Origin of the sequence: Novosphingobium sp. FSW06-99 (assembly GCF_001519065.1) — a bacterium.
Classification (GTDB): Bacteria; Pseudomonadota; Alphaproteobacteria; order Sphingomonadales; family Sphingomonadaceae; genus Novosphingobium.
Genome location: NZ_KQ954256.1, coordinates 215,352 through 228,253 on the forward strand (window position 1 = coordinate 215,352; position 12,902 = coordinate 228,253).

The window sequence follows — 12,902 nt, forward strand, 5'->3', positions numbered from 1 at the left end:
CGTGTCTGCCCTCATTCTCGACCAGGCCGCCGCAATTCCGTTTGCCGTGCCGCACAGCCGCTGGGACCAGGCGCATGCCGCAACGCTCAGCCCGGAACAGGCCTTGCTCTATCGTTCCAACTTGCTCGGATCGGACCTGACGGTCACCAATTTCGGCGGCGGCAACACTTCGGCCAAGCTGTCGGCCACCGATCCGCTGACCGGCGATGCGGTCGAAGTGCTGTGGGTCAAGGGATCGGGCGGCGATATCGGCTCGATGAAACTGGACGGGTTTGCCACGCTCTATCAGGCGAAACTGCTCGCGCTCGAAACGCACTATGCCGGGCCCGACGATGACGACAAGATGGTCGGGTTTCTGCCACATTGCACGTTCAACCTGAACGGTCGCGCGGCCAGCATCGACACGCCGCTGCATGCGCTGCTGCCTTATGCCCATGTCGACCATGTCCACCCCGATGCGATCATCGCGCTGGCCGCATCGTCGGGCGGTGAGGCCGCGACGCAGGACATCTGGGGCGGGCGGATCGGCTGGCTGGGATGGAAACGGCCCGGCTATACGCTGGGCGTGATGCTGCGCGATTATGTCGCGGCCAACCCCGGCATAGAGGGCGTGATGCTGGCGGGCCACGGGATCATCTGCTGGGGCGACAGCGCCGAAGGTTGTTATGAACACACCGTCGCGCTGATTGCCGACGCCGCGCGCTATCTCAACGCCAAGATGGCCGGCAAACCCGCGTTTGGCGGCCAGATCGTCGCACCCCACCCCGACCGTGCAGCGATTGCCGCCGATCTGATGCCGCGCCTGCGCGCGCTGATGACCGGCGCCCGGCGCAAGGTGGGGCATTGGTCCGACGATGCCGAAGCGCTGGAATTCACCGGGTCCGCCGACTTCACGCGGCTGGCCGCGCTGGGCACATCGTGCCCCGACCATTTCCTGCGCACCAAGATCGCGCCGCTGACGCTCGATCCCGCGCGCCTGGCCGACGATGCCTGGCTGGCCGAACAGATCAGCGCCTATCGCGCGATGTATGCCGCCTATTACGAACGCTGCAAACGCGCCAGCAGCCCGGCGATGCGCGATGCCAATCCGGTGGTCGTGCTGGTGCCGGGCGTCGGCCGGATCACCTTTGCCACCGACAAGACCACCGCGCGGCTGGCCGGTGAATTCTATGGCAACGCGATCAACGTGATGCGCGGGGCAGAAGCGATCGGCGACTATATCGCGCTCGACGAACAGGAAGCCTTCGATATCGAATACTGGCTGCTTGAAGAGGCCAAGCTGCAACGCATGCCTGCGCCCCGCGCGCAAGTCGGCCGGATCGTGCTGGTCACCGGCGGCGCCGGCGGGATCGGCGCGGCGACGGCGGCGCGCTTCCTGCGCGATGGTGCCTGTGTCGTGCTGGCCGACCGCGATGGCGCCGCGCTGGAAGAGGTGCGCGCGGGCTTTGCCAGGCAGTATGGCAAAGACGTGGTGCGCGCGGCGGTGTGCGATGTCACCAGCGAAGACCAGGTCAAGGCCGCGTTCGATGTGGCAGCGCGCGAATTCGGCGGGCTCGACGTGCTGGTCGCCAATGCCGGGATTGCCTCGTCGGCGCCGATCGAGGACACCACCGTGGCGCTGTGGCGCAAGAATTACGACGTGCTGGCCGAGGGCTATTTCCTGACCGCGCGCGCGGCCTGGCCGCTGCTCAAGGGCATGAACCAGCAGGGCGGCAGCGCGATCGTGTTCATCGGCTCGAAAAACGGTGTCGCGGCGGCAGCCGGCGCTTCGGCCTATGCCAGTGCCAAGGCGGCGGCCAACCATCTGGCGCGCTGTCTGGCGCTCGAAGGCGCGCCGCACGGCATCCGCGTCAACGTGGTCAACCCCGATGCGGTCATTCGCGGCAGCCGCATCTGGGATGGCGACTGGCGTAAGGAACGCGCGGGCACCCACGGCATAGATCCGGGCGCCGAACTGGAAGCGCACTATCGCAACCGGTCCTTGCTCAAACGCGATGTCCTGCCCGAAGACATTGCCGAGGCGACGTATTTTCTTGGCAGCGACGCCTCGGCCAAATCGACGGGCAACATGATCAATGTCGATGCCGGGAATGTGCAGTCTTTCACGCGCTGAAAGCCAACTGGGAGGGGAATACGATGACAGCCAACCATCGCCGAATGGCGGGATTGCTGACCGGTCTGGCGAGTGTGGCAACGGCGGTTGCGGCGCAAGCCCAGCCTGCCGACATGCCGGCGGCGGTGGCGGCCCAGGCACCAGCCGAGCCGGGCGCGATCGCTCTTTATGGCGACAAGACGCCGGGCAGCGTGGCCGGCGAGAACTGGTCGTTGTATTTCGGGCGAGATTACAACGTGCGCAATGTCACGCGCCCGACACTCACCCCGGTGCTGCCCGACCCGGCCAAGGCGACCGGTGCGGCAGTGATCGTTGCGCCCGGCGGTGCCTTCATGGGCCTGTCGATGAGCCACGAAGGGTGGCAGGTGGCACATGCACTGGCCGAGCGCGGGATTGCCGCATTTGTGCTCAAATACCGGTTGTTGCCCACCCCGCCCGATGAAAAAACGGCGGGGGCATATATCTGGCAAAAGCTGTCGGCGGGCCTGGCCGATCCTGACGCAATGCCGACGCTGACCGATCCGTTGGCCACCGAGGACGGTCTGGCCGCGCTCGCGCTGGTGCGCGCCAACGCGGCGAAATGGGGCATCGCCCCGGCACGCATCGGCATGATCGGGTTTTCCGCCGGGGCGATGACCGCGCTGTCGACCGTGCTGGCCGCCGGGCCGGGCCAGGGTCCGGCGTTTTTCGGGTATATCTATGGCCCGCAGGCGCGGATCGACGTGCCCGCCGCCGCACCGCCAATGTTCGACGCGATCGCGCTCGACGATCCGTTGTTCCCCCATCGCGGCTTTCCCATCGCCGAAGCGTGGCTGGCCGCCAGGCGTCCGGTGGAAATCCATGGCTATCAGAAGGGCAGCCACGGCTTTGGTCTGGGCGTGCCCGGCACCACCACCACGCTGGTGCTCGACGAATTCATCGCCTGGCTCGGCATGCAAGGGTTCCTGGCGCGAAAGGATGCACAATGACTCTCCCCGTTTCCGCCGACCTGATTGCCGAACACAACCGCGCCCATGCCGATGCGCTGGAGGATGACTACGCCGCGCTGGGGCGCAAACTGGCGCGCGGCGGCGTCGATATCGATGCGATCAAGGCGCGCGTGGCCGGTTTCAGCGTGGCCGTGCCCAGTTGGGGCGCGGGGCGCGGGGGCACCCGCTTTGCCAAGTTCCCGATTCCCGGCGAGCCGACCAATATCCACGAAAAGCTGGAAGATTGCGCCGTCATCAACCAGCTCGGCCGCAGCACGCCACGCGTGTCCCCGCATTTCCCATGGGACAAAGTCAGCGATTACAAGGCGCTGCGTGAAGAGGCGGCAGAGCTTGGGCTGGGCTGGGACGCGGTCAATTCCAACACTTTTCAGGATCAGCCGGGGCAGGCGCGCACGTATGCCAATGGCTCGCTGTCGGCGCAGGATGCCGCCACGCGCCAGCAGGCGGTCGATCACAACATCGAATGCATCGAAATCGGCGTGCAACTGGGATCGACCGACCTGACCGTGTGGGTCGGCGACGGCACCAATTTTCCGGGGCAGCAGGATTTCGCGCGCAGCCTCGACCGCTATCTCGACGGGGCATCGCAGATCCATGCCGCCCTGCCCGAGGGCTGGCGGATGCTGCTGGAACACAAGATGTTTGAACCGGCGTTCTATTCGACGGTGATCTCCGACTGGGGGTCCTCGATCCTCGCCGCACAGGAACTGGGGCCAAAGGCGAAATGCCTGGTCGATCTGGGACATCATGCGCCCAATGTGAACATCGAACAGATCGTCGCGCGACTGCACCGCTTTGGCAAGCTGGGCGGGTTCCATTTCAACGACAGCAAATATGGCGACGACGATCTCGATTCGGGCAGCATCAACCCGCACCAGCTATTCCTGGTGTTCAACGAACTGATCGAGGCCGAGCAGAACCCGCGAGACGGGTTCAACCCCAGTTATATGATCGACCAGTCGCACAATGTGACCGACCCGATCGAATCGATGCTGTCGAGCGCCGAGGCGATTGCCCAGTGCTTTGCCAAGGCCAGCCTGGTCGACCGCCCCGCGCTGCACGCCGCGCAAGCCGACAACGACACGATGATGGCGTTTCAGGCGCTGCGCCGCGCCTATGGCATCGATGTCGCGCCGATCCTGGCCAAAGCGCGCGTCGAGGCGGGCGGGGCGTTTGATCCGATCGCGGTCTATCGCGCCAGCCAATACCGCGCGCGCAAGGCGCAGATGCGCAAACCGGTCGGCCTGGGTGCAGGAATCGTCTGAAAAACAAACAGAATCGGGAGAGAATCATGAAACATCGCCGCCTGAAACTCGCCGCTTTGGCGGCTTGCGCGCTGATGCCGCTGACTATGGCGCGCGCCGATGATCTGGCCGACCAGTTCCGCGACCCGCCCAATAGCGCGCGCCCGCGTGTGTGGTGGCACTGGATGAACGGCAACATCACCAAGGACGGGATCGCCAAGGATCTGGCCTGGATGCAGGCGGTGGGCATCGGCGGCGTGCACGTGTTCGATGTCAACCTGCAAACCCCGCAGATTGTCGACCGGCGGCTGGTCTATATGACCCCGGAATGGAAGGATGCCTTCCACTTTGCGGTGACCGAGGCAGACCGGCGCGGGATGGAACTGGCGGTTGCCTCGTCGCCCGGCTGGAGCGAAACCGGCGGACCCTGGGTCACCCCCGAAGACGGACTGAAGAAACTGGTGTGGAGCACGATCCGGCTGGCGCCCGGACAGCGCGCCAGTGCCCCGCTGGCCCCGCCGCCGGGCATCACCGGCCCGTTCCAGACGATAGCGTACCAACCCGGGCTGGCCGATGCGGTTTCGACCGGCAAGCCATCTGCGCCGCCGCACGATTATGGCGATGTGGCCGTGCTGGCAGTGCCGGTGCACGAAGCCGCGCTGATTAGACCAAGCGCCACAACCGGCGGCGGGCAGCCGCTCGATGCCACAAGGCTTGCCGGGGCGGATCTTGGCCAGGGCCTGTCGATCGCGCATCCCGCCGATGGCACCCCGGCGACGGTGATCCTGTCGTGGCCCACCGCGCAGACGGTGCGTTCGGCGCATGTGTTCATCGCCCATGCAAGCATGATGTTCGGCGGCGCGCTGGTCGCCCCGGTGATCGAGGCCAGCGATGATGGTCAGACCTGGCGCGCGGTCGCCGATGTGCCGGTGTCCGACGTGCCCACCACGGTCAGCTTTGCCCCGGTCACCGCGCGGCAATTCCGGCTGGTGCTGCGGCCAAAGGCGATGGTGATGGCCAACATGGGCGCGCCCGCGCCGGGCATCGTGATGCCCACACTGTTCGGCCCGCCGCAAGGCGCAGCGACCCCGCCGTGGGATCTGCGCCAGTTTGCGCTCGATGCCAGTCCGGCGGTCGACCGGTTCGAAACCAAGGCCGGGTTTGCGCTGACCATGGACTATTACACGCTGGCCGCGCCCGACGACCATGCAGCGGGGGCAAAGCCCGCCGAAGTGATTGACCTGACCGCGAAACTGGCCCCCGACGGGCATCTCGACTGGACCGCCCCGGCCTTGCCCGCGGGGTGGAACTGGCAGGTGATCCGGCTGGGCCATTCGCTGCTGGGCACCACCAACCACCCGGCACCTGCCGAAGCAACCGGGCTGGAAGTCGACAAGTTCGATCCCGCTGCGGTCGAACGCTATATCACCCATTACCTCGGCATGGTGCGCGATGCGGCGGGCCCAGGCCTGTTCGGCGCGCATGGCGTGACCGCGCTGCTCAACGATTCGATCGAAGTTGGCGCGGCCAACTGGACGCCGCGCATGCTCGACGCCTTTCGCGAACGGCGCGGCTATGACGCGACGCCATGGCTGCCTGCGCTCACCGGGGTGCTGATCGGATCGCGCGCCGATACCGACCGGTTCCTGTTCGACTGGCGCCGTACGCTGGCCGACCTGATGGCCTCTGCCCACTATGGCACGATCGCGCGCGTGGCGCATGACAACGGGCTGAAGCTCTATGGCGAGGCGCTGGAGGACAAGCGCCCCTCGCTGGGCGACGACATGGCGATGCGATCGCACGCCGATATTCCGATGTCGGCGCTATGGACATATCCCCAAGGCAGCGCGCCCAACCCCAGTTATCTTGCCGACATGCGCGGTGCGGCCAGCGTGGCGCATGTCTATGGCCAGAACCTGGTCGCCGCCGAATCGATGACATCGGCGCTCAGCTATTGGGCCGACAGCCCGCGCACGCTCAAGCATGTGATCGACACCGAATTCCTCAGCGGGGTGAACCGCCCGGTGGTGCACGAAAGCGCGCACCAGCCGGTCGATGACAAGCAGCCCGGCCTGTCGCTGATGATCTTTGGCCAGTTCTTCAACCGTCACGAAGCCTGGGCGCCGCTGGCGCGCGCCTGGGTCGACTATATGTCGCGCAATGCGCTGATGCTGCAACAGGGGCACTTTGTTGCCGATCTGGGCTATTTCTATGGCGAAGAGGCGCCGCTGACCGGGCTTTACGGGGAAACACCGGTGGCCGATGCGCCGGTCACCCATGGCTATGACTTCGTCAACGCCGATGCCCTGTTGCACGTGCTGACGAATGATGGCGACACGCTGTCCACGCCGGGCGGCGCGCGCTATCGCGCGCTCTATCTGGGGGGCAGCAGCCGCCACATGTCGCTGATCGCGCTCGAACGTCTTGCCGCGCTGGTCGATCATGGCGCACGCGTGATCGGCCATCCGCCGGTCGGCGACCCGGGGCTGGCGGGGGCCGATGCGGCGCGTTATGCCGCGCTGGTGGCCCGGCTGTGGCCCGCCGGCGACGCGCAGGGCAGCGTCACCACAGTCGGCACCGGCCGCGTGGTGGTCGCCGCCGATGCAGAAAGCGGGCTGGCCGCGCTGGGCGTGGCGCCCGATCTGGCAGTGTCTGGCCGGGCGGACGTGGGCTTTGTTCATCGCCACTGGGCAGGCGGCGACGACTGGTTCGTGGTCAACCGCCAGCAGCACGCGCAGACATTCGAGGCGCGCTTTCGCATAACCGGCAAAGTGCCCGAACTGTGGCATGCCGAAACCGGGCGCAGCGAACCGGTCAGCTATCGCACCGAAGGCGGCGATACCGTGGTGCCCCTGGCGCTGACCGGCGAAGAATCGGTGCATGTGGTGTTCCGCCGCGCCGGGCCCGATCAGGCCGTGGTGCCGGTGGTGCAACCGCGCGCACTGGCCAGCCTCGACGGCGCGTGGCGCGTGGCGTTTCAACCCGGACGCGGCGCGCCCGCCACGGCCACGCTGGCGCCGCTTGCCCCGCTAAATGCCAATGCCGATTTCGGCATCAGCCATTTCGCCGGGGTGGCCACGTATACCCGCGATCTGGTTGCCCCGCGCGGCTGGCAACCGGGCCGGCCGCTGTGGCTCAATCTGGGCGATGTGCGCGAAATGGCCGAAGTGGTGGTCAATGGCAGGGTCGTCGGCACGGTCTGGCACGCACCGTTTCGGATCGATATCGGCGCCGCGCTGCATCCCGGCACCAATGCGCTGGAACTGCGGGTCGCGACGTTGTGGGTCAATCGCCTGATCGGCGATGCCGCGCCCGGGGTCAGCAAAGTCGCGTGGACCTCGCTGCCCACCTATCGCGCCGATGCGCCGTTGCGCCCGGCGGGGCTGATCGGCCCGGTCACACTGGAGGGCGCAGGGAAATAGCGCTACGACGGGCGCGATGATCGATCCTCGCGCCTTGCGCATGTTTCACGAAGTTTGCGTCGCTGGCTCGATCAGCGGCGCAGCACGTGCATTGAACATTTCGCAACCGTCGGTATCCGCCGCGATCGCCGGGCTGGAATCACGGCTGGGCGTGGTGCTGTTCGAACGCACGCGCGCGGGCGTGGTGCTGACCCCGGCGGGCGAAGCCTTGCGCATCCGCGCGCAAAACCTCGACCACCTGCTGCGCGATGCAGAGGCCGACGTGGCCGCCGTGCGCGAAGGTGGGGTCGGCGCATTGCGCGTGGGGGGCACCCCCGGCGCGCTGGTCAGCATGCTGCCCACCGGGGTTGCCGGTCTGGATCGCGAACTGGCGCACGTCTCGCTGTCGCTGATCGTGCGGTCCGACAGCGAATTGACCGACATGTTGCGCTCTGGCGAGATCGAGCTGGCGTTCGTGACCACCGCGATCGAGGAACCCGCGCTCGATATCGCCGAACGCACGTTGCGCCACGATCCGTTTGCGCTGCTGGTTGCCGCAGAGCACCCCTTGTCCGACAGCCCGATCTCGCTGAGCCAGACCGAAGGCCTGCGCTGGGTCCTGCCCGAAGCCGAAGGCGGGTTCCGCCGCCAGATCGAGGCGCTGTTCCTGGCCGCGGGGGTTGGCATTCCGCGCGATGTGGTGCGCTGTGATTCGCTGCTGGCGATGAAGGCGATCGTGCGTGAAAGCCTGCGCGCGACCATCCTGCCGATCCATGTCGCGGCCAGCGAATTGCGCGACGGCGCCTTGCGCGCCATCCCGCTGGCCGAAGCGGCGACCAACCGTTCGGTCGGCGTCCATTGGTACAAGCCACGCGGGCTGTCCCCGCTGGCCAGCCGGCTGCTGGATCTGATCGAACATCATCCATAGGCCAGGCCTATGGTAAGCGCAAAATCGCATATTTTACGCGATGCCTGAAACAGGCGTAAAACACCCCCAACAAGAATGCAAAACGGGAGAGACCTCGCGTGACCACGCTGTTCACCAACGTGCGGATTTTCGACGGCACGGCCAATGCGCCCCGCCCCGGCAGCGTGCTGGTCGATGGCGATACCATCGCGCAAGTTGCCTATGATCCCGCAACCATCGCACCCGCAGCGCACACGCACGTGATCGACGGCGATGGCCGCACGCTGATGCCCGGCATGATCGATGCCCACACGCACCTGACCTGGGGGTCGTCGGTCGAAAAGATCTATCACGCGTTCATCCTGCCCCCCGACGAACTGGAAGTGGCCGCCACGCGCAACGCGCGTGTGCTGCTCGATCATGGCTTTACCAGCCTGTGGTCTGGCGGGGCACTGGGCGATGGCATCGAAACCCGGCTGGCGGCGCGCATCGCGGCGGGCGAAACGCCCGGCCCCCGGCTGATCCCGTCGACGCTCGAACGCAGCCCCGAAGGCGATGGCATCGACACCGGCGACGTGTTCAATGGGCGCGGGCCCGACGCGATGCGCGCCTTCATGGCCTATTGCGCCGACCAAGGGGTAAAGACGGTCAAGCTGGTGGTGTCGGGCGAATCCGCGCTGAAACCGAACAGCCACACCGAAATCAACTACACACCCGAAGAAATGGATGCCGCGCGCGAGGCGGCGCAGGCGCATGACCTGACCATCACCTGCCATGCCTATACCGATGAAGCGGTCGATCTGGCGCTGCGCGCCGGCGCGCGGATCATCTATCACATGAGCTATATCAGCGATGCGATGGTCGAACGCCTCGCCGGGCTGAAGGACAGCGTGTTCTATGGCCCCGGCTGCGGCGTGTCGGTCGCCGCGCTCGAAGCGAGCCCACCGCCGCATATCGACATGAGCGGCATGAAGCATTCCGCCGCCGAGCGCATGGCGCTCGAATGCGCGCTGGTGCCCCGGCTGAAGGATGCGGGCCTGCGCGTGCTGATCGGCGGCGACTATGGCTTTCCGTTCAATCCGATCGGCCGCAATGCGCGTGATCTGGCGCATTTCGTCGATCATTTCGGCTATTCCCCGATCGAGGCGCTGGCCGCCGCGACCAGCCTGGGCGGGCAACTGACCGGGGCAAAAGTCGGCGAAATCCGCGCGGGCTGGCTGGCCGACCTGCTGCTGGTCGATGGCGATCCCACCACCGATGTGACCGTTTTGCAGGATAAGGACCGCCTGAGCGCGATCATGCTGGGAGGGGCGTTTCACAAGCTGACTTTGCCCGAAACGACCCCGGCGGCGGCAGGTTGAGGATCGATGATGTCCACAAGTCCTGCCTATGACGTTGCGATTATCGGCTGTGGCCCGGTCGGCGCGCTGGCCGCCTGCCTGCTTGGCAAGGCCGGGCTGTCGGTCGTCGTGCTCGAACAGGAACTGACGCATTATCCGCTGCCGCGCGCGGTGCACCTCGATCACGAGATGATGCGGCTGTTCCAGACCGCCGGCGTGATCGACCGAGTGCTGCCCGATATGATCGATACCGACGGGCACCTGCATGTTGGCGCGGATCACCAGGCCATCCGCTATATGGGCACGGTCGGGCTGGCGCGCCCGTTCGGCTGGTCGAACGACTGGTTCTTCTATCAGCCCGAACTTGAAACGCATCTGCGCGCAGGCTTTGCGGCCTTTGCGCATGTTTCGCTCAAACTGGGTGCGGAATTCGCCGCGATCGATCAGGACGAACACGGCGTGCGCGTCGGGTTCGATCAGGACGGCACGGCGCACACCGTCACCGCGCGCTGGGCGATTGCCTGCGATGGGTCGCGCAGCCCGGTGCGCAAGGCGCTGGGGATCACGCTCGACGATCTCGATTTCGAGGAACCCTGGCTGGTGGTCGACGCGCATGTCGATGGGCCGGTGGCGTTCCCCGCGATTGCCGGGGTGCCGCCCGAGGCGGATCTGCAACGCCTGTCGGTGATGATGTGCGATCCCCGTCGCCCCGCGACGGTGGTGCCGGGCCGGGGCAACCATCGCCGCTGGGAACTGATGCTGCTGCCCGGCGAAGACGATGCGGCGATGATGGCGCCCGACCGGGTTGCCGAACTGCTCAAGCCCTATGTCGGCGAAGTGCCGCACACCATCGTGCGTTCGGCGACGTATCGCTTTCACGGGCTGGTGGCGCACCGCTGGCAACAGGGCCGGGTGTTTCTGGCGGGCGACGCCGCGCACCAGACCCCACCGTTCTTTGGCCAGGGCATGTGCCATGGACTGCGCGATGTGGCCAATCTGGCGTGGAAGATGGCGGCGATCGTGCAGGACGGCGCCAATGCGGCCATTCTCGATACCTACCAGGGCGAACGCGATCCGCATGTGCGCGCGGTGATCGGCGCGGCGGTCGCGACGGGGCGCTATATCTGCGAACTCGATCCCGCCAAGGCCGCCGCGCGCGATGCCGAGATGGTGGCGCGCGCCGCGGCCCAGGCCGGGACGCCCCAGACCGCCGCCGATCTGGTGCCGCCGATCAGCCACGGCGTGGTGCTGACCGGCAGCGCGGGCGCGGGCGAACGCTTCATCCAGCCGGTGCTGGCCGACGGGCGCAAGCTTGATGACGCCACCGGGCAAGGCTGGCGGCTGTTTGCCGCCGCCACCGTCCCCCCGGCCGCAGGTATCACCACCGTCGATGCAACCCTGTTGGACGATGCCGGGGCCGTGGTCCAATGGCTGGCCGCACGAAATGCCCCGGCGGTGCTGGTGCGCCCCGATCACTATGTGTTCGGCACCGGTACACCCGCCGCGCTGATCGCGGCACACACCGCCGCGCTTGGCCTGATGGCGGAGACTGTCGCATGATCACGCTCGCCTCGGCCCAGGCCATCATCACCGCCGCGCTGGCCCATGCCCGTGCCAGCGCGCTCAAGCCGCTGGCCGTGGTGGTGCTCGATGCCGGGGGGCATGCGGTGGCTCTGGCGCGCGAAGACGGCGCCAGTTTCGGGCGCGAGACGATTGCCCGGGCCAAGGCGCACGGCGCGCTGGCAATGGGTGACGACACCGCCGCCATCGCCGAACGGGCCAAAGGCAATCCGGTGTTTTATGCCAGTCTGGTCGGCGTGTTCGATGGCGGCCTGGCGCTGTCGCCCGGCGGCATGCTGGTGCGCGATGGCGATGGCGCGGTGATCGGCGCGGTGGGCATTTCGGGCGACACCGGCCCGGCCGACGCGACCGCCGCCATCGCCGGAATTGTGGCCGCCGGATTTGCAGCGGGAGCGACAGCATGATGAACTTGCGCAGCATCGAACTGGCGCTGCCCAGCGCCGCCGAGGCGCATCGCTGGATGATCGACGTGTGGGGACTTGCCGACGGCGGGCAGCATGGCGACACCTGGTATCTGCGCGGCAGCGGATCCTATCCCTATCTGGTCAGCCTGTCCGAAAACGCCGACCGCTTCGTGCGCTCGACCACGTTCGTCTGTTCGCCCGATCGTCTGGACCACGTGGCGCGCGCGGCCGCCGCGCACGGGCTCAACGCGGCCACTTGCACCTCGTCCGATCCGGGTGGTGGCGCAGGGATCGTGGTCGAACTGGCCGAGGGCGAGATTCTGCGCTTCCTGGTCGGCGCCGCCGAGGTCGAAACCATCGCGGGCCACGCCAAAGCCAGCCGCCGGGTCATGCCGGTCAAGCTGACACACGTGGTGTTCAACGCCGCCGATGCCGAAAACAGCGGGAATCTGGCCGAACAGGTGCTGGGTTTCCGCGTGTCGGACCGCACGCGCGGCATGGTCTTCGTACGCTGCAACACCGCGCACCATTCCACCGCGTTTGCCCGCGCCGGGTTTTCCAGCCTGAACCATATCGCATTTGAAATGGACGATCTCGATGCGGTGATGCGCGGCATCGGCAACATGCGCGACCATGGTTTTGCCCCCGCCTGGGGCCCCGGTCGGCATGGGCCGGGCGACAATGTCTATGCCTATTACATCGCGCCGTTCGGCCCGGTGATCGAATATTCGACCGCCGTCGAAAAAGTGCCCGACGATTATCGCGCGGGCGAACCCGATGACTGGACCTGGCCTGACAAGCGGATTGACCAATGGGGCGTGTCCGACAAGGACTTCGCAGGTTTGCGCGTTGCCGAGGAGACATTCCGTTTTCGCCGGGAATGGCAACCCGCGCCGATAACCCTGCCAGTGGGAGCCTGATTC

General features: G+C 66.8%; 9 protein-coding genes. All 9 read left to right on the forward strand.

All coding sequences use genetic code 11. The annotated features are described in order from the left end of the window. Position 1: 1 nt before the first annotated feature. Positions 2 to 2,113 (forward strand): bifunctional rhamnulose-1-phosphate aldolase/short-chain dehydrogenase, encoded by a 2,112-nt coding sequence (locus AQZ49_RS11780; protein ID WP_067615801.1) that lies wholly within the window; start codon positions 2 to 4, stop codon positions 2,111 to 2,113. A gap of 23 nt (positions 2,114 to 2,136) precedes the next feature. Next, positions 2,137 to 3,081 (forward strand): alpha/beta hydrolase, encoded by a 945-nt coding sequence (locus AQZ49_RS11785; protein ID WP_231739205.1) that lies wholly within the window; start codon positions 2,137 to 2,139, stop codon positions 3,079 to 3,081. Continuing rightward, positions 3,078 to 4,367 carry a sugar isomerase gene (locus AQZ49_RS11790; RefSeq protein ID WP_067615803.1) on the forward strand — a complete coding sequence of 430 codons (1,290 nt, stop codon included), beginning with the start codon at positions 3,078 to 3,080 and terminating at the stop codon, positions 4,365 to 4,367. The genes AQZ49_RS11785 and AQZ49_RS11790 overlap by 4 nt, the downstream gene beginning before the upstream one ends. Positions 4,368 to 4,393: 26 nt before the next feature. Beyond that, positions 4,394 to 7,768 (forward strand): glycosyl hydrolase, encoded by a 3,375-nt coding sequence (locus AQZ49_RS11795; protein ID WP_067615807.1) that lies wholly within the window; start codon positions 4,394 to 4,396, stop codon positions 7,766 to 7,768. Positions 7,769 to 7,784: 16 nt separating this feature from the next. Further along, positions 7,785 to 8,675 carry a LysR family transcriptional regulator gene (locus AQZ49_RS11800; protein ID WP_067615809.1) on the forward strand — a complete coding sequence of 297 codons (891 nt, stop codon included), beginning with the start codon at positions 7,785 to 7,787 and terminating at the stop codon, positions 8,673 to 8,675. A gap of 98 nt (positions 8,676 to 8,773) precedes the next feature. Further along, positions 8,774 to 10,015, forward strand: a complete 1,242-nt coding sequence (locus AQZ49_RS11805) for an amidohydrolase family protein (RefSeq protein ID WP_067615811.1) — start codon at positions 8,774 to 8,776, stop codon at positions 10,013 to 10,015. A 9-nt stretch (positions 10,016 to 10,024) separates the two neighbouring features. Further along, positions 10,025 to 11,554 carry a bifunctional 3-(3-hydroxy-phenyl)propionate/3-hydroxycinnamic acid hydroxylase gene (locus AQZ49_RS11810; RefSeq protein ID WP_067616093.1) on the forward strand — a complete coding sequence of 510 codons (1,530 nt, stop codon included), beginning with the start codon at positions 10,025 to 10,027 and terminating at the stop codon, positions 11,552 to 11,554. Next, entirely contained in the window at positions 11,551 to 11,979 is a 429-nt protein-coding gene (locus tag AQZ49_RS11815; protein WP_067615813.1) for a GlcG/HbpS family heme-binding protein, read from the forward strand. Before AQZ49_RS11810 ends, AQZ49_RS11815 begins: the two co-directional genes overlap by 4 nt. Beyond that, positions 11,979 to 12,899, forward strand: coding sequence for a VOC family protein (locus AQZ49_RS11820; protein ID WP_067615815.1), 921 nt, complete (start codon positions 11,979 to 11,981; stop codon positions 12,897 to 12,899). Before AQZ49_RS11815 ends, AQZ49_RS11820 begins: the two co-directional genes overlap by 1 nt. The last annotated feature ends 3 nt before the right edge of the window (positions 12,900 to 12,902 follow it).

Excerpts from the sequence above, each read along its gene's own strand:
- AQZ49_RS11785 (WP_231739205.1), top strand. The coding sequence starts at position 2,137 with ATGACAGCCAACCATCGCCGAATGGCGGGATTGCTGACCGGTCTGGCG.
- AQZ49_RS11790 (WP_067615803.1), top strand. The coding sequence starts at position 3,078 with ATGACTCTCCCCGTTTCCGCCGACCTGATTGCCGAACACAACCGCGCC.
- AQZ49_RS11795 (WP_067615807.1), top strand. The coding sequence starts at position 4,394 with ATGAAACATCGCCGCCTGAAACTCGCCGCTTTGGCGGCTTGCGCGCTG.
- AQZ49_RS11800 (WP_067615809.1), top strand. The coding sequence starts at position 7,785 with ATGATCGATCCTCGCGCCTTGCGCATGTTTCACGAAGTTTGCGTCGCT.
- AQZ49_RS11810 (WP_067616093.1), top strand. The coding sequence starts at position 10,025 with ATGTCCACAAGTCCTGCCTATGACGTTGCGATTATCGGCTGTGGCCCG.
- AQZ49_RS11815 (WP_067615813.1), top strand. The coding sequence starts at position 11,551 with ATGATCACGCTCGCCTCGGCCCAGGCCATCATCACCGCCGCGCTGGCC.
- AQZ49_RS11820 (WP_067615815.1), top strand. The coding sequence starts at position 11,979 with ATGAACTTGCGCAGCATCGAACTGGCGCTGCCCAGCGCCGCCGAGGCG.